Origin of the sequence: Curtobacterium sp. 1544 (genome assembly GCF_040544915.1) — a bacterium.
In the GTDB taxonomy this organism is placed as follows: Bacteria; Actinomycetota; Actinomycetes; order Actinomycetales; family Microbacteriaceae; genus Curtobacterium; species Curtobacterium pusillum_C.
Genome location: NZ_JBEPKX010000015.1, coordinates 42,361 through 58,052, shown reverse-complemented (window position 1 = coordinate 58,052; position 15,692 = coordinate 42,361). Strand labels below are relative to the sequence as shown.

16 protein-coding genes and 1 pseudogene are annotated in these 15,692 nt (G+C 70.8%); 7 read left to right on the top strand and 10 right to left on the bottom strand.

Annotated elements, in window-relative coordinates; genetic code table 11:
- The first annotated feature begins 101 nt into the window (after positions 1–101).
- Complete coding sequence (locus ABIC61_RS10670) at positions 102–677, top strand: GNAT family N-acetyltransferase (protein ID WP_144756953.1); 576 nt, start codon at positions 102–104, stop codon at positions 675–677.
- A 14-nt stretch (positions 678–691) separates the two neighbouring features.
- Here the strand turns inward: ABIC61_RS10670 and ABIC61_RS10665 are convergent, their stop codons facing one another.
- The 8 genes from ABIC61_RS10665 to ABIC61_RS10630 form a co-directional block, all read right to left on the bottom strand.
- Positions 692–1,330 (bottom strand): ABC transporter ATP-binding protein, encoded by a 639-nt coding sequence (locus tag ABIC61_RS10665; RefSeq protein ID WP_354029876.1) that lies wholly within the window; start codon positions 1,328–1,330, stop codon positions 692–694.
- The gene (locus tag ABIC61_RS10660; protein ID WP_354029875.1) at positions 1,330–3,105 is read right to left on the bottom strand and encodes a bacteriocin-associated integral membrane family protein; all 1,776 of its coding nucleotides are present in this window, start codon (positions 3,103–3,105) and stop codon (positions 1,330–1,332) included. The genes ABIC61_RS10665 and ABIC61_RS10660 overlap by 1 nt, the downstream gene beginning before the upstream one ends.
- A 307-nt stretch (positions 3,106–3,412) precedes the next feature.
- The gene (locus ABIC61_RS10655; protein WP_354029874.1) at positions 3,413–3,808 is read right to left on the bottom strand and encodes a lactococcin 972 family bacteriocin; all 396 of its coding nucleotides are present in this window, start codon (positions 3,806–3,808) and stop codon (positions 3,413–3,415) included.
- A 96-nt stretch (positions 3,809–3,904) separates the two neighbouring features.
- Positions 3,905–4,060 carry a hypothetical protein gene (locus ABIC61_RS10650; protein WP_354029873.1) on the bottom strand — a complete coding sequence of 52 codons (156 nt, stop codon included), beginning with the start codon at positions 4,058–4,060 and terminating at the stop codon, positions 3,905–3,907.
- Positions 4,057–5,337 (bottom strand): alpha/beta hydrolase, encoded by a 1,281-nt coding sequence (locus ABIC61_RS10645; protein WP_354029872.1) that lies wholly within the window; start codon positions 5,335–5,337, stop codon positions 4,057–4,059. Before ABIC61_RS10645 ends, ABIC61_RS10650 begins: the two co-directional genes overlap by 4 nt.
- Positions 5,334–7,358 (bottom strand): bifunctional lysylphosphatidylglycerol flippase/synthetase MprF, encoded by a 2,025-nt coding sequence (locus ABIC61_RS10640; protein WP_354029871.1) that lies wholly within the window; start codon positions 7,356–7,358, stop codon positions 5,334–5,336. Before ABIC61_RS10640 ends, ABIC61_RS10645 begins: the two co-directional genes overlap by 4 nt.
- 96 nt (positions 7,359–7,454) lie before the next feature.
- Positions 7,455–8,657 carry a sensor histidine kinase gene (locus ABIC61_RS10635; protein WP_354029870.1) on the bottom strand — a complete coding sequence of 401 codons (1,203 nt, stop codon included), beginning with the start codon at positions 8,655–8,657 and terminating at the stop codon, positions 7,455–7,457.
- A complete protein-coding gene (locus ABIC61_RS10630) occupies positions 8,650–9,285 on the bottom strand; it encodes a response regulator transcription factor (RefSeq protein WP_144756965.1) in 636 nt (211 codons plus the stop codon). Before ABIC61_RS10630 ends, ABIC61_RS10635 begins: the two co-directional genes overlap by 8 nt.
- Positions 9,286–9,391: 106 nt before the next feature.
- Here ABIC61_RS10630 and ABIC61_RS10625 point away from each other — a divergent pair, with 106 nt between their 5' ends.
- Positions 9,392–10,132: a GntR family transcriptional regulator gene (locus tag ABIC61_RS10625; protein WP_354029869.1), complete on the top strand. Its 741-nt coding sequence runs from the start codon at positions 9,392–9,394 to the stop codon at positions 10,130–10,132.
- Positions 10,133–10,247: 115 nt separating this feature from the next.
- Here the strand turns inward: ABIC61_RS10625 and ABIC61_RS10620 are convergent, their stop codons facing one another.
- Together ABIC61_RS10620 and ABIC61_RS10615 are read right to left on the bottom strand one after the other, a co-directional pair.
- Positions 10,248–10,700, bottom strand: a complete 453-nt coding sequence (locus ABIC61_RS10620; RefSeq protein WP_354029868.1) for a PTS sugar transporter subunit IIA — start codon at positions 10,698–10,700, stop codon at positions 10,248–10,250.
- Positions 10,697–10,933 (bottom strand): PTS sugar transporter subunit IIB, encoded by a 237-nt coding sequence (locus tag ABIC61_RS10615; protein ID WP_354029867.1) that lies wholly within the window; start codon positions 10,931–10,933, stop codon positions 10,697–10,699. Before ABIC61_RS10615 ends, ABIC61_RS10620 begins: the two co-directional genes overlap by 4 nt.
- Positions 10,934–11,111: 178 nt before the next feature.
- Here ABIC61_RS10615 and ABIC61_RS10610 point away from each other — a divergent pair.
- The 5 genes and pseudogenes from ABIC61_RS10610 (at position 11,112) to ABIC61_RS10590 (ending at position 15,683) form a co-directional block, all read left to right on the top strand.
- Positions 11,112–12,380: pseudogene (locus ABIC61_RS10610) on the top strand (PTS transporter subunit EIIC).
- A gap of 162 nt (positions 12,381–12,542) precedes the next feature.
- Positions 12,543–13,454, top strand: a complete 912-nt coding sequence (locus ABIC61_RS10605) for a metal ABC transporter solute-binding protein, Zn/Mn family (protein WP_354029866.1) — start codon at positions 12,543–12,545, stop codon at positions 13,452–13,454.
- Positions 13,451–14,326, top strand: a complete 876-nt coding sequence (locus ABIC61_RS10600) for a metal ABC transporter ATP-binding protein (protein ID WP_354029865.1) — start codon at positions 13,451–13,453, stop codon at positions 14,324–14,326. Before ABIC61_RS10605 ends, ABIC61_RS10600 begins: the two co-directional genes overlap by 4 nt.
- Positions 14,326–15,273: a metal ABC transporter permease gene (locus ABIC61_RS10595; protein ID WP_354029864.1), complete on the top strand. Its 948-nt coding sequence runs from the start codon at positions 14,326–14,328 to the stop codon at positions 15,271–15,273. Before ABIC61_RS10600 ends, ABIC61_RS10595 begins: the two co-directional genes overlap by 1 nt.
- Positions 15,270–15,683, top strand: a complete 414-nt coding sequence (locus ABIC61_RS10590; protein WP_070417146.1) for a Fur family transcriptional regulator — start codon at positions 15,270–15,272, stop codon at positions 15,681–15,683. Before ABIC61_RS10595 ends, ABIC61_RS10590 begins: the two co-directional genes overlap by 4 nt.
- Positions 15,684–15,692: the final 9 nt, after the last annotated feature.

The window sequence follows — 15,692 nt, the reverse complement described above, 5'->3', positions numbered from 1 at the left end:
ACCCGACCATTTCTGCTCACTGAACGCCGTCCTCCCGCACGACTCGCGCCCGTTCGCGCGCCGTTCACCCGGATGTCGGTGGGCGGCGGGATGATCGACGCATGGTCCACCAGCTCCTGATGCCCTCGCAGGAGATCCGAACGGATCGCCTCCTGCTCACCCCGCTGACCCCCGCCGACATCGACGACGTGCACGACGTGTTCTCCGACGCCCGGACGTGGACCCACCTGCCCGCCGGTCGGCACACGGTGCGGGCCTCGACCGTGGACCTCGTCCAGCGCAAGATCGGTGGTCGCGCTCGTCACGGCCTCGGGTCGTGGGCGGTGCGCTCGGCTGCGGACCACGCGTTCCTCGGGGTCGGCGGTGTCGACATGACCGCCGCCGGGGTGTGGAACCTCGGGTACCGGCTGGCACCTTCGGCGTGGGGCAACGGCTACGCGACGGAGATCGCCCGTGCCGCCGTCGGCGCTGCGCACGAGGTCGCACCCGACGTCCCGATCACGGGTCGGGTGCTCACGAACAACCCGGCGTCGGCCGCGGTGCTCGAGCGGGCAGGATTGTCGCTCGTGTGGCAGGGATCGACGTCCGCCACGCTGCCGACCGGTGTCGAGCGTCAGGTGTGGGCAGACCGGGCGCTCTCGCGGACGCAGCGGGCCTGGCTCGTCGCCAACGCCTGAGTTCCCACCGCCGTTCACCCGTCGGAGGCGTACAGCGAGACCGTCTTGGATGCTCGTGCTTCCACGTCTGCTGCATGCGTCGCCACGATCACCGCGGCGCCCGAGTCGGCGAACTCGTCGAGCAGACCGAGCACCATCGCCGCATTGGTCCCGTCGAGTGCGCTCGTCGGTTCGTCGGCGAGGATGACGTCAGGCTGCTTGACCAGCAGGTGGGCAAGGGCCACACGTTGCTGCTCTCCGCCGCTGAGCTCGTGAGCGCGGTCAGTCGCCCTGCCGACGAGGCCCACCCGCTCCAGTGCTGCGGCTGTGCGCACGGCTTCTCCACGACGCTTCCTGCCTGGCACCCGGGCGATGTCGATGTTCGCCTGCACAGTCATGTCAGGTACCAACCCGAAGTCCTGGAAGAGGTAGCCCAGGTGATCTCGGCGGACGAGACGCGCGCTTCGACCTCGTCCGCCGGCGACCGCACCGTTGATCCGAATCGATCCGGAGTCGAACCTGTCGATGTGGCCCAGGCAGTCGAGGAGAGTCGACTTCCCGGATCCGCTCGGGCCGATGACGGCGAGGGTCTCACCGCGGTCCACGTCGAACGTCAGGTCGTGCCAGAGCACCCGTCGTCCGCGCCGCTTGTCAGCGCTGCGCACTTCGATCATCATGATCCGTTCCCTCGTGTTCGGGCGACACCCCTCGCCGTCGTCGCGATCGCCGCCAGGCTGGTGACACAGACCAGAGCGAGCGCGCCAGCGGCGAACGCAGCCGCGACTCCCGCAGTCTGGGTGACTGGGTCCAGTGACGAGTGGAGTCCGGCTCCGTCGGGCCGGAGACCCCACCAGGTGTTGATCGTGACGACCGCGGAAACGGTCAGCAGCATCGCTTCGATCACCAGAAGACTGCCGTTCGCCCGCAAGAAGGGCGTGCCGGCAGCGACCTTCGCGAAGTGAGCGCGGCCGTACCGGCGTCGATGCGCGATCGCGCTGAGCGCAGCGAGCGCCCCGCTGACGACGAAGGCGCTCGCCACTCCGGCAACTCCGATCCCGACCATGCGCGCGGCAATCCGAGCTTCTTCCGCGGCCACTTGCCCCACATCGACGACGGCGCTGAACTCCCGGTCGACATCGGACGCTCGGATTGCGCGCTCGGCGGCGACCCGCGAGCCGAACACGACGTCCCCACTGGACAGCCATGAGCCGAGGAGATCCGCAGAGAACGCCGAAGCCGGTTCCGGCACGACGATCAAGATCGCGTCGTCGAGCCATGCCCGCGACGTCGAATCACCGGGATACGAGTACAGCTCCTGTGCGGCGAGTCGGCCGACCGTGATGCCTGCGAGCGCAGCGGCTGGCGCGTCTCGGAGCTCCCATTCGGACAGGGCCTGGACGAGCCGATCCGAGTCGATGTCGGTGTGCTCGGGCAGCCAGACTGAGATGCCCCGGCCCGCGTTGGTGAGACGAGTGCCGTCCTCCGCGCGGACGTCCTGCAGCTGCAGGTAGCCGGAGTCCACGAACAACGCGGGTGCCACGCTCCGGCCGTGCCCCGTGGACACCTCGACCGGTGCTGCGAGAAGCGCGTCTCCGTGGACGAGAGCACGTCCCGCGAAGTCGCCGATCCGGTCCCAGTACGATTGCGTGTCCACTGGGCGTGGGTCCGGGGTGACCCAGAGCTGGACCGTTTCCCCGGCGGCCCGCAGGTCGCGCTCAGCGCTGCCTGATCGAACGACGGCGACGGCCCCGACGAGGTCGAACGCCGCCGCGACGAGCAGGAGGAGCGCCGGGACGCGTGCTCCTTGGAGCACGACCAAGAGCGGCCCAGGTGGCCGTGCGCCTCGAAGCGCCTCGGCCATCGGTCGGCGGCACGCTACGAGCGTGCCGACTGCGTGCGTGGCGACGAGGGGAGCGAGAAGTGCTCCGGAGAGGATCGCGACCGCCACGCCGAACGTCATCACATCCGCCAGCCCGTTGTGGAACGCGAGCCCGATCGCCGCGCACGGGGTCGCGATCGCGACGATGAGCAAGGCGGTTCGGGTCTCTGCCAGTTCGGCGAGCAGGATTGACGCGGTGCCCCTCCCGTGCAGTCGCCGCACCGCGCAACGGCGGGGCGACCCGACCGTCCCCATCAAGCACAAGACCGAGGATCCCAGGTTCAGGACGGCGATGAGGCCGAGTGCCCCGTTGATGCCGTCGGCGATCCCGACGCGACGGAGCAGCGGGGTGCGCTCAGACGTCACGTCGTAGCCCACCCTCGTCAGCGCAACGACGGTCGCTCGTCGCGCTCGTTCGTCACCGAACACGTCGTAGGTCCCAGTGGGGTCGAACTGGTCCAGGTCTGCCATGGGCCGGACGTCCGTCGTCATGGCGCTCGAGAAGTCCGCGTAGCCGTCTCGGAGCCACGATTCACCCCGGCTCGCCGGAGCATCGGTGACGAGTGCCACGCGCCGAATGGTGGGGGCCGATCTGTCCGCCACGACGCGCGCGATGGTCGCGTCCTCGGCCCGCGCGATGCGTTCGAGGGCGGCAGCGACTCGCTTGTTGGATCCGGTCTCGCTGCCCGCCGCCGCGGTCACTGTCGACGACGCTCCGACGAGTCCGGCTTCGCTCACCTGTGTCAGGCCGATGAAGCCCAGCACGAACGCGAGGAGCGGCGGGACGACGTACGCCATCGTGACGGATCGGACGACAGGCCTACTCGTCCGGGATCGGCGTGCACGGGCGCTCCCGGTGGGAGCGCCCGTGGCGCGATCAGCAGTTGTGGTAGAACGCCTTGTTGCCACTGGAAGCCTTCGGCGTCATCGCCATCGCGTACTTGCCGCCAGGGACGTTGGACACTCGCTTGGACTTCTTGCCCACCGCAGTGGCTCCGTGGCACCGCTTCTCACGGAAGTAGTTCGACCACGTGTCGTCCTTGCCGACTCCCCACTGCCAGAAGCTCCCGCCCCCGCCGTCGCCCGCCCTCGTTGAGACCCCCGAGGTCTCGCCCGTCGACCCGGCTCCGGAGTCGGCGATCACGACACCACCGGCCTCGGAGCCCGACCCCAGGACCTCGTCCGGCGTGGCCGATGCGGTCGTGGCGGTCCCTGCGATCAGACCGATCGACAGCCCGATGCAGAGGAGGACCTTCACCTTCGTGTTCTGCATCATTCCCCTTTCACTGCCCCCTATCGAGGCGCCTCATCGTGGCAGGAAGTGAACGGCGATGTCAAAAACGTCAGATGTGAATATCGATGATCGTCGTCAACCGTCGTGACGGTTCCGCGGGGCACCGCCCAACGCTGCGCAGATCGTGGTGAGGGCCAACAGTGCTCCCGTCACCGGCACCGCGGCAAGCGGGCACAGCGTCAGAGCAACGACGGCGACGAGGGCGACCACGCCGATGACGACGTGGTTCACCGCAGCGCCCCGAACAGCACGTCGGCCTCGTGCGGCAACTCCGTGCGCAGCGACCACTGCACGGTGTTCCAGTCGTGACCGCTGCCGGGCGCGAACGCGACGTCGGTGCGCGCCCCGGCCTTCCGCGCGGCCGCACCGAGCACCCGGGCGTTGCGACTGAACGCGTGGTCGGAGGACCCCGCCGTCAACCAGACGGCGTGCCCACCGAGCCCGTGTGCTCGCATCTGCGCGATCGGGGCAGCCGCCTTCCACGCCGCCAGCGACCCGCCGAAGGCCTGGTCGGCACTGTGCTGCGGGCTCTGGTCCGTCGGCTGCATCTCGCTCGAGATCGCGAGGGCCGCTCCGAACCGGTCGGGCGCTCCGGTGAGGAACTGCATGGCGCAGGTCGCTCCCTGCGAGAAGCCGACGAGGCCCCACGCCTGCCGGTCGGTGGTGACGGGCAGGTGGGCGGTGAGCCAGCGGGGGACGTCCTCGGTGACGTAGGTCGCGGACTTCCCGAGCCGCGAGTCGACGCACATGGTGTTCAGCCCCGGCGCGGAGAGCTGGTCGACGGAGACGACGATCGGGGCGCGACCGTGGTGCGCTGCAGCGTAGGCGTCGAGTACGGCACCCATCTGCCCGGCGGTGAACATGTCGCTCGGGGCGCCGGGCTGGCCGGCGAACGCGAGGACCACGGGCAGCGGCGCGGGATCGCGGACGAGGGCGGCTGGTGGCAGGTAGACGACCGCGGGGCGGGCCGGGAAGTCGGAGCGGCTGCCGGGGATGTCGACGGTGCGGACCTCGCCGACGGTGGGCTGCGAGGGCAGGGGCGCGGAGGAGAGGTCGAGTGCGGGGTAGGGGTTGCTCTGCACGACGGTCCCGAGCGTCGGGTACTTGGCGAACTCGACGTTCACCCCGAGTGCGGGGACGAGGAGTGCTGCCGGCACGAGCACCACGGCGAGCACCCGGCGCCATCGTCCGCCCTGCACGATGGCGGTGACGGCCAGGGCGAGACCGGCTGCCGCGATCGCGACCCACATCCGGGTGACCGGGCTGAGGGCGACCCCGAACAGGTTCAGGACGTCGCTCACGATCCAGCACACGACGAGCACGACGACGGCTGCTGCGCCGGCGATCGCGGCCCGCAGTCCGACGGACCGCCATGCACGGCGATCACGCCACGACCGGACGACCGGGAGCAGCACGACGACCGCGAGCACCGCGAACGCGACGTCGATCGGGACGAGCTTCGACGGCGCCTGCAGCTGCGTCGCGAGCAGCCACTCGGTCGGGCTCACGAGCGCACGGCGTTGCTGCGGTCGGTCGCCGCGCTGCGGTGCGCCTGCCGCAGCGCCCACAGGTGCTTCGGTCGGAGCCCCGGGACGTACGCCGACGCCAGCGCCCTGGCCACCCGCGGCACGTGCAGGGCCGTCGGGACGACGATCCAGAGCGGCTCGTGCCGTGCGCCGAACTTCTCCTTGAAGCGCTGCAGCGACCGGAACCCGTACACGGGCTCGAGGACCCGGGCGAGGAGCATCGAGCCGCGCGCGACGAGCGACCCGGCGCCGGCGTGCGCGGCGAGCGGCGTCCCGGACAGACTGATCGTGGTGAGTCCGGCGTCCCGGGCACGGAGCGCCGTGCGGGCGATCAGGAACTCCATCACGCCGGGCATCCCGTCCTCGCCGCGGCGCATGACGTCGAGCGTGTACCCGGTCAGCGTGCCGTGCTCGTACACGGGCAGCCAGCTCGTCACCGCGGTCACGTGGCCGTCCGGCGCGACGGCGAGCATCAGTCGGACGTCCGGGTCGTCGAGCTCGCGGAACCCGCCGAGGGTGAACCCCATCTCGGGCAGTCGACGGTCGGCGGCCCAGCGGGTGCAGATCGACTCGACCTCGGCGCGACGTGCGTCGTCGAGCGCGCCGAACGTGGTCCACTCGTCGCGGACGCCTTCACGGTCGGCCCGGTTCGACGCGGTGCGGAGGTCCTGGCGCTTCTTGCCGCGCAGGTCGAACGCGGTCACGTCGAGCACGGACTCGACCCCGACGGGCAGGGCGGACCAGCCCTCGGCGACGAGGATCTCCCGCACCGGCTCGTGCACGCTCGTGAACGCCGGCACCCACCCGTTCCGTTCGCAGAACGCCGTGAACGCGGCCAGCACCGCGGCACGGTCGGCCGCCGCGCACGCCGGGTCGGACACGGTGAGCGCGACGTCGCCGCGCACGCGGTAGGCCACCGCGCCGAGGCCGTCCGGGTGCGTCCAGGTCGCGTTCCCGCGCCAGGTGCCCATGTGCCCGAGGGTCCCGGCATCGCCGTCTCGCAGCATCTCGACGAGGTCGTCGCGGCACGGGCCGGCGGCGCGGAACCGCTTGCGGACGAGCCGGCCGTGCAGCCCGAGGACGGCGAGCAGGACGGCGGCGGGCACGAGCCACGCACCGAGGAGCGTCACCTGCCACTCCAGGGCGTCCAGGCCGAGGCCCTGCCACTGCACGGCGTCGGAGCGCACCGGCTCGATGACGAACACGTCCACCAGCACCACCATCAGGACGACGAGGACGCCGGTCGCCAGGGCGAACCCGGCAGGTCGGCCGCGGTGCACGAGCCAGGCCGCGCAGAGGAGCAGGACGCCGACCACGACGACCGAGCGGTCGCTCATCGCGTCCACGAAGACCGACAGCACGCCGTCCGGGTCCGGGACGACGAGGGTCACGAGCGTGCCCGCGCCGAGCGCGATGAGGGCGCTCACGACGAACGTGCGTGCGCTCACCGCATCGCGGGTGGTGCGGGTCTCCGGCCTGGAGGCACGGCGCACGACGAACACGCCGGCTGCGGTCCCGAGCAGGGTCGCCAGGGCACGCGCCAGGTCCGACCCGTGGCCGGCGAACAGGACGAGCGTCAGGACCACGGTCCACAGCGCGGCCCGGGTCCGCCAGCGGTGCTGGGTCGGCATCGAGGCGGTGGCCGCACCGAGCAACGCCGCGGCCACGATCGAGGGCGCGAAGAGCGGTTGGCCGACGGCGAACTCCGCGTGCGCCTCGCCGAACGCGGCGCCGATCGACACCGTGGCCAGGGTCCCGAGCACGGCGATCGCGGGTGCGGCGACGCCGATGACGAGGGTCCGGAGCGAACCGAGCGAGCGTTCCGCGATGACGGTCGTCAGCACCACCGCGACGAGCGCGAAGCAGGCGACGGGCGGGTGGTGCGGGAAGTCGGGTTCGGCGTGGGCCATCCGGGCGGACACGACGAGGACGGCCGCCACGACGGCCACGACGACGGAGACCGGGAAGCGACGGAGTCGTCCGAGCAGAGCTTGAGGTGCCACGATCTCATCCCAGCCGGTCGCGGGCTCCGCGTCATCGCTCCGGGGTGTGAACCACGATGGCCGATCGGCCAGTCCAGGTGGCTCGGAGGATGACGGTCAGACCGAGCGAGCGGCCGGCACGTGCTCGACCGGGAGCCGCAGGTGCAGCGCGAACCCGTCGTCCGGCTGCGGACCGGACTCCATGCTCCCGCCGAGGAGCGACGCACGCTCGCCGAGGCCGATCAGCCCGAGGCCGGACCCGGGGAGCTCGAGACGGTCGGCTCGGGCCGGCCCGTTCACGACGTCCACGAGCACCTGCCCGGCGTGGATCCGGCCGCTCACCCGGACGGTCGCGTCGGGGGCGTGCTTCCGGACGTTCGTCAGCCCCTCCTGGACGAACCGGTACACGGCGCGCTGCAGCGGCTGCGAGAGGGTGTCCGGCAGGTCGACGGTCGTGCTGGTCTCCAGGCCGCTCTCGGCGACGAGCCGCGGCAGGTCGGCGAGCACCGGCTGCGGGGCGATCTCGCGGTCGGTGCCGCCGGACGCCCGGAGCACCTGCACCATCTCGCGCAGCTCCTGCAGGGTCACGACGCACAACTGCCGGATGGTCCGGGCGAACCCACGCTCGGCTTCGTCCCGCCCCGCCATCTGCATCGCCCCGGCCTGCACGGCGATGAGGGTGACCTGGTGCGAGACGACGTCGTGCATCTCCCGCGCCAGGAGCGCCCGCTCACGGGAGAGCGCGACCGCTGCTGCCTGCCGGCGCTCGTCCTCCTGCGCGCGCCGGGCGAGGTCGAGCTGTTCGGTCAGGCGTGCCCGGGTCTGCACGAGCAGCCCGACGGCGAGGGGGCCGAGCGCGAAGATGAGGGCGTAGACGACGGACACGACGATCTCGTCGAGGGTCTGCGGCGGTCCCACGAACCCGCCGAACCCGACGAACTGCACGAGCGCGGCGAGGAGCATGAGCCAGCGACGGTCCGTGCGCTCCCCGAGGGTGAACAGCGCGATGCTGGCGGCGACCACCGCGGACCCGACGAACAGTCCGGGCACCGTCAGGGCGAACGCGAGCACCGGGAACCGGCGACGGAGCAGCAGCGCCGCTGCCGCCAGCAGCGACAACCACGTCTCGACCGTCGTCGCTCCCGAGATGTCGAGCACGGCGTCGGCGACGGCGGCCGCGACGAAGAACGCGTCGACCAGCCACCAGGGTGCCCGGTGGGTGCGCGCCCAGCGCAGGCCGGCGTCGACGAGGCGGTCGAGCCTCCCGTCGGTCGCGGTGAGGACCCGCCGGAGGCGGGTGGCCGCCGACTGCTCAGCCATCCAGCAGTCCCGCCTCGGCCGCACGCAGTGCGAGCTGGACCCGTGTCGGGACGCCGAACGCGGCGAGGAGGCCGCGGACGTCCTCCTTGACGGTGCCGGTGCTCACGCCGAGGCGCTGCCCGATGTCCGGGTTGCTCGCGCCGTCGGCGACCAGCCGCAGGACCGCGTGCTCGCGCTCGGACAGCGACGGCGGCACCTGTCCCGGAGGCCGCGCGGCGAACAGACGAGACCGGTCGACGCCGGGTGCGAGGACCACCCCGCCGCGGGCGAGGACCCGGACGTACTCGGCGAGTCCCTCGGGATCGGTGTCCTTGAGCAGGAACCCCGCGGCGCCGAGTTCCATGGCCTGACCGACGTACTCGTCGGTGTCGAAGGTGGTGAGCATCGCCACCGCCGGTGGATCGGCGAGGGTCTGCAGCTCGCGGAGGACCTCGAGACCGTTCACCCGCGGCATCCGCACGTCCAGGAGCACGACGTCGGGTGCGTGCGACCGGATGACCTGCACGGCGTCGACGTCCCCGGTCGTGGCCACGACGTCGATGTCCGGCGCGGCACCGAGGATCAGCTCGAAGCCGTAGCGGACGAGCGTCTCGTCGTCGACGATCACCACGGTTGTCACGGCCGTCATCTTGTCATGCACGTTGGCGTTCCGAGGGGGACTCGCTACTGTGATGCCAACTGGTCATGTCCGCGCATGACCACCCTGACGACCAGCGACGGAGCACGAGGGACGCATGACGAGCCGCATCACCGAGGGCGCCGAGCCGAAGCACCAGCAGCTGCGGCGCATCCTCCTCGAGCTCGCCACCTCGCGCCTCGCGCCCGGCGCCGCGATCCCCTCCGAACGGCAGCTCATCGCCGAGTACGGCGTCTCGCGGATCACCGTGCGCGAAGCCCTCGGACAGCTCGTCAACGAGGGCTACCTGGAGCGTGTCCGCGGCAAGGGCACCTTCGTGGCGCACCGTCCCGTGCAGTCCACGCTGCACCTGGCGTCCTTCACCGAGGAGATGCGTGCGATGGGGCACGTGCCGACGACGGTCGTGCTCGTGCGCGAGGAAAAGGTCCCACCGACCGACACCGCCGCCGCGCTGCGCCTGGACCCGGACGTCCCGGCCTTCCACGTGAAGCGCCTGCGGATGGCGGACGGCGCACCGGTGTCGATCGACGACGCCTGGCTGGTGGCGGACGCGTTCCCCGGGCTGCTCGACCACGACCTGTCCGGGTCCGTCTACTCGATCATCGCGACCGAGTACGGCACGCCCATCGACCGGGCGCAGCAGACCGTCGCGGCGAACCCCGCCGCGGACGACGTGGCGACGCTGCTCGGGACGAAGACGGGTGCGCCGGTGCTCGAGTTCGACCGGGTGTCGTACACGGGGGAGCGCCCCGTGGAGCACACCCGCTCGTGGTACCGGTCGGACCGGTACCGCGTGCAGATGGAGGTCACGGCGACGGCGCCGCAGGCGGTCGTGTAGGGCGGGTCCGCAGCGTCAGGTACGCGAAAGCGACAGTGTGCCGCCGGGTTCCGGCAGCACACTGTCGCTTCGGCGAGGGTCGGGCCTGGAGGCGCGTGGTGCGCCCGTCGGGCGACTACGCCTCGTAGAGGGCGTCGCCCTCGCGGACAGTCGTGCCGACGGTGTCCTGTGCGATGGAGTCCGGCGCGGAGCCGAGCACCACGACGGGGCAGATCGGCGAGTAGCCGGCGGCCGAGATCACCGAGGGGGTGAACCGGACGACGGGGTCACCGGCGCTCACGGTGTCACCCTCGGCGGCAAGGAGCTCGAAGCCCTCGCCCGAGAGCTTCACGGTGTCGATACCGACGTGCACGAGGACGTCGGTCCCCGCCGAGCCCTGCAGGGCGAAGGCGTGCGGGTGCAGCTTCACGATCGAGCCGTCGACGGGCGCCACCGCGGTGACCGCACCCTCGACGCCGGTCGGGTCCACCGCGACGCCAGCACCGACGAGCTGCCCGGCGAACACCGGGTCCGGCACGTCGGCCAGCGAGACGACCGGGCCCGCGAACGGGGTCCGGACGCTCGTCACAGCTCGTCCTGGATGTCCTGCGCGAGGTTGTCGGCGACCGTGCCGACGATGACCTGCCAGCCGGTGCCGCCACCGACGACGGCTTGGGCCCCGGCGGCCTGCAGCGCCGCCTTGTCGACGAGGTCTCCGTCCTCCACCTCGACGCGGAGGCGCGTGATGCAGCCCTCGACCTCTTCGATCGTGTCGACCCCGCCGAGCGCGGCGATGATGTCGGCGGCCTTGATGTCAGCCATCGTTTCCTCCTCGTTAAGGGTGTGAGCGCCAGGTTGCCATGCGCCCGGTCTCGGTTCAGACTACGGAACTGGTCATGACCGGACAGGACCGGACCTGGTGGTACCGCCGAGGTTACCTGCGCTGGCTGCACGACTCAACTCACCCCGACAGCTCCACCCAATGACGAGAGGACTTCCGATGAGCACCACCACTGCCACGGACGTGCCGGAGAAGAAGAAGCCGAAGAAGCAGTCGCGTCTCTTCGCCCAAGCGCAGCGGCTCGGACGGAGCCTGCTGCTCCCGATCGCGGTCATGCCCGCGGCCGGCATCCTGAACCGGATCGGGCAGCCGGACCTCCTCGGCGCGATCCCTGGCTTCGAGACCGGTGCCGGTGTCATCTCGGCTGCGGGACAGGCCATCTTCACGTGGCTCCCGCTGCTGTTCGCCGTCGGCATCGCGATCGGGTGGGCGAAGAAGTCGGACGGCACGACGGCGCTCGCCGCGGTCGTCGGCTACATGGTCATGTACCAGGTGTTCGCGGTGATGTCCCCGGTCGTGCTCGACGGTGTGAAGAACGCCAACGGAGACCAGGCGGTCATCAACTACGGCGTGCTCGGCGGCATCGTCATGGGCCTCGTCTCCGCAGTGATGTGGGAGAAGTTCCACCGGACGAAGATGCCCGACTTCCTCGGCTTCTTCTCCGGACGTCGCCTCGTCCCGATCCTCACTGCGGCCGCCGGCCTCGTGATCGCTGTGCTGATGTCCTTCGTCTACCGGTAATTCGACATCGCGCTCACCGCAGCCGGCACCGCGGTCGCGGACAACGCCGTCATCGGTGGCGGCATCTTCGGGTTCGCGAACCGGATGCTCATCCCGATCGGTCTCCACCAGCTGCTGAACTTCTTCCCGTGGTTCCAGCTCGGGAGCTTCACGAACGCCGCCGGTGACATCGTCCACGGCGACATCCCGCGCTTCCTCGCGGGCGACCCGACCGCAGGCATCTTCCAGACCGGGTTCTTCCCGATCATGATGTTCGCCCTGCCGGCTGGTGCCCTCGCCATCTGGCGCAACGCCAAGCCGCAGAACCGCAAGCTCGTCGGCGGCATCATGATCTCGGCCGCGCTCACCTCGTTCGTGACCGGCATCACCGAGCCCCTCGAGTACTCGTTCATGTTCGTGGCGTTCCCGCTCTACGTCATCCACGCGGTCCTCACGGGCACGTCGCTCGCCCTCGTGAACGCGCTCGGGATCCACGACGGGTTCTCGTTCTCGGCCGATGCGATCGACTTCGTGCTGAACTTCGGCAAGGCCGACGGGGCGATCTGGCTCATCCCGATCGGCCTCGGGTACGCGGTGATCTACTACTTCCTGTTCAGTTTCGTGATCAGGAAGTGGAACCTCCGGGCGCCCGGGCGTGAGGACGACACGATCGCGGAGAACACGATCGACGCGGCCACGAAGCCGTAGAACGCGAGTTCCCGACGGACGGGAGGCGGGGGGGGGGGGGGGCCCCCCCCCCCCCCCCCCCGGGGGGGGGGGGGGGGCCCCCGGGCCCCCCCCGCCTCCCGTCCGTCATGGGGCTGATACTGGTTTTGACAACCGTTATCAACTAGCTCTACGCTCGAGGACATGCACAACCGTCTCCTCGCCCTGCCGCTCGTCGCCGGCGCCGCCGCGCTCGCCCTGACCGGCTGCGCGACGTCCTCTGCCTCCGGTGACGCCTCGGGCGACGGCACCGTCCGGGTCGTCGCCTCCACGAACGTCTACGGCTCGATCGTCGAGGCGATCGGCGGCGACCACGTGTCCGTCACGAGCATCCTCAACGACCCGTCGCAGGACCCGCACTCGTTCGAGTCCAGCGCGAAGACGCAGCTCGCCGTGTCGAAGGCCGACCTCCTCATCGAGAACGGGGGCGGGTACGACGACTTCATGACCACGCTCGCCGACGCGTCGAGCACGAAGGCCGACACGATCAACGTCGTGAAGTTGTCCGGGCTGGACAAGGGTGGTGACTCGGAGTTCAACGAGCACGTGTTCTACAGCTACCCGACGATGGTGAAGCTCGTGGCCGACGTGTCGAAGCGCCTCGGCGAGCTCGACAGCGCGGACAAGGGCGAGTTCACGAAGAACGCCGACGCGCTGACGACGAAGCTCGAGGGGCTCGAGACCGCGACCGCCGACCTGAAGAAGACGTACGCGGGCGAGAAGGTCTCGTACACCGAGCCCGTGCCCGGTTACCTGTTCGACGCGATCGGGCTCGACAACGTCACGCCCGAGGGCTTCTCGGAGGCGATCGAGGAGGGCGACGACGTCCCGCCGGCCGCGCTCAACGACACCCTCAAGCTGTTCACGAACAAGACCGTGAAGGTCCTGGCGTACAACGACCAGACCTCCAGCCCGGAGACCGAACAGGTCAAGAAGGCGGCCGAGGACAACGGCATCCCGGTCGTCGGTGTCACGGAGACGCTCCCGAAGGGGGAGGATTACGTCTCGTGGCAGCAGGCGAACATCGACGCGGTGCAGGCGGCGCTCCAGAAGTGACCGCCCTCCAGAGTCCCTCGCGAACCGTCACTGCCGCCGGCAGTGGCGGTTCCGCCGTGCTCGCGCTGCGGGACGCCGAGCTCTCCTACGGTGCGCGCCGGCTCTGGTCGCACCTCGACCTCGACCTGGCGCCGGGCGAGTTCGTCGCCGTGCTCGGGCCGAACGGTGCCGGGAAGACCTCGCTGCTGCGGACCGTGCTCGGGCAGCAGCGGCTGACCTCCGGCACGATGTCGTTCCTCGGCCAGCCGGTCCGTCGCGGGCACCGCAAGATCGGGTACATCCCGCAGCAGCGCCTGATGGACGCCGGGACCCCGCTCCGCGCGCGGGACATGATCGCGCAGGGCGTCACCGGGTCGCGGTGGGGGATCCTGCCCGCGAGCCGTGCCGAGCGAGTCCGGGTCGACCGCATCCTCGACGAGGTCGGGGCGACGGCGTTCGCGGACGCCCCGGTCGCCGAGCTCTCCGGCGGGGAGCAGCAGCGCACCCGCGTCGGGCAGGCCATCGCCGCCGACCCCGCACTGCTCCTGTGCGACGAACCGCTCATCTCGCTCGACCTCCGCCACCAGCGCGGTGTCACCGAGCTCATCGACCGGCAGCGCCGACAGCAGGACGCTGCCGTGCTGTTCGTCACGCACGACGTGAACCCGATCCTCGACGTCGTCGACCGCGTGCTCTACATCGCCGGCGGCCGGTTCCGGATCGGCTCGCCGGACGAGGTCCTGCGCACCGACGTGCTCTCCGACCTGTACGGCACGCCCGTCGACGTCGTCCGGACCATGGGGCGGATCGTCATCGTCGGCGCGAACGACGCGCACGACCACCACTGCGACCCGGACCCGCACGCTCCGTCACCGGACGAAGGACGGATCTGATGGACGTCTGGTCGACGATCTTCTCGTTCCAGGACTACGGCGAGCTCGTCGTGCTCGTGCAGAACTCGATCTGGGCGGGCGCGGTGCTCGGCATCGTCGGCGGCCTGATCGGTCCGTTCGTGGTCGCCCGGAACATGCCCTTCGCGGTCCACGGCATCTCGGAGCTGTCCTTCGCCGGAGCGAGTGCGTCCCTGCTGCTCGGCGTCAACGTCGTCACGGGGTCGCTCGTCGGGTCGGTCATCGCGGCGCTCCTCATCGGCCTGCTCGGCTCGAGGGCCCGCGACCGCAACTCCATCATCGCCGTGCTCATGCCGTTCGGGCTCGGGCTCGGCATCCTCTGCCTGGCGCTCTACAAGGGCCGCGCGGCCAACAAGTTCGGGCTGCTCACCGGCCAGATCGTGTCGGTCGACAACCCGCAGCTGACGTTCCTCATCGTCATCGCGGCCATCGTCGTCGCGACGCTGCTCGTGATCTGGCGCCCGCTGATGTTCTCGTCCGTCGACCCCGACGTGGCGGCGGCGGCCGGCATCCCGGTGCGGACCCTGGCGATCGTGTTCATGCTCGCCCTCGGACTCGCGACGGCGGTGTCGGTGCAGATCGTCGGCGCGCTCCTCGTGCTGTCCCTGCTCGTCACCCCGGCGGCAGCGGCACTGCGCCTCAGCTCGCACCCGGTCGTCGTGCCGATCCTGTCGACCGTGTTCGCGGTCGTGTCGGTCGTCGGCGGGATCCTGCTCGCCCTCGGCGGCGGGCTGCCGATCAGCCCCTACGTCACGACGATCTCGTTCGCGATCTGGGTGGTCTGCCGCATCGTCGGCGGACGCAAGGACCGCCGTGGACGTGACCGGATCGTGGGTCGGGACCAACGAGGCGGGGGCGCACCGCGCCTCCAGGCCGGAACGCCGGACGCGTCGACCGACGCGAGCCGCAAGGAAGGAGCCACCGCATGAACGCCGTGCAGAAGCCGAAGCGGAACACCTGGCAGCGCGAAGCGGTGCGCACCGCGCTCTCCAGCACCGAGGGGTTCGTGAGCGCGCAGGCGCTGCACCAGCACCTGCGGGACGACGGCTCCACGATCGGACTGGCGACGGTGTACCGGGCGCTCTCCGACCTGGCCACCGAGGGTGACGCCGACTCCCTGCAGCAGGACGGTGAGTCGCTGTACCGCGCCTGCACGACCGACGCGCACCACCACCACCTGATCTGCCGGAACTGCGGCCGCACGGTCGAGATCGAGGCCGACCCGGTGGAGCGGTGGGCGCAGGAGGTCGCCGCGGCGAACGGCTTCACGAACGCCAGCCACGTGGTGGACATCTTCGGCGAGTGCGCTTCGTGCACCGCAGCCCGCACCGGCGCGTAGTCTCCGCCT

Coding starts and splice junctions, on each gene's coding strand:
- ABIC61_RS10670 (WP_144756953.1), top strand. CDS start 102: ATGGTCCACCAGCTCCTGATGCCCTCGCAGGAGATCCGAACGGATCGC.
- ABIC61_RS10665 (WP_354029876.1), bottom strand. CDS start 1,330: ATGATCGAAGTGCGCAGCGCTGACAAGCGGCGCGGACGACGGGTGCTC.
- ABIC61_RS10655 (WP_354029874.1), bottom strand. CDS start 3,808: ATGCAGAACACGAAGGTGAAGGTCCTCCTCTGCATCGGGCTGTCGATC.
- ABIC61_RS10635 (WP_354029870.1), bottom strand. CDS start 8,657: ATGGCTGAGCAGTCGGCGGCCACCCGCCTCCGGCGGGTCCTCACCGCG.
- ABIC61_RS10630 (WP_144756965.1), bottom strand. CDS start 9,285: ATGACGGCCGTGACAACCGTGGTGATCGTCGACGACGAGACGCTCGTC.
- ABIC61_RS10625 (WP_354029869.1), top strand. CDS start 9,392: ATGACGAGCCGCATCACCGAGGGCGCCGAGCCGAAGCACCAGCAGCTG.
- ABIC61_RS10615 (WP_354029867.1), bottom strand. CDS start 10,933: ATGGCTGACATCAAGGCCGCCGACATCATCGCCGCGCTCGGCGGGGTC.
- ABIC61_RS10605 (WP_354029866.1), top strand. CDS start 12,543: ATGCACAACCGTCTCCTCGCCCTGCCGCTCGTCGCCGGCGCCGCCGCG.
- ABIC61_RS10595 (WP_354029864.1), top strand. CDS start 14,326: ATGGACGTCTGGTCGACGATCTTCTCGTTCCAGGACTACGGCGAGCTC.
- ABIC61_RS10590 (WP_070417146.1), top strand. CDS start 15,270: ATGAACGCCGTGCAGAAGCCGAAGCGGAACACCTGGCAGCGCGAAGCG.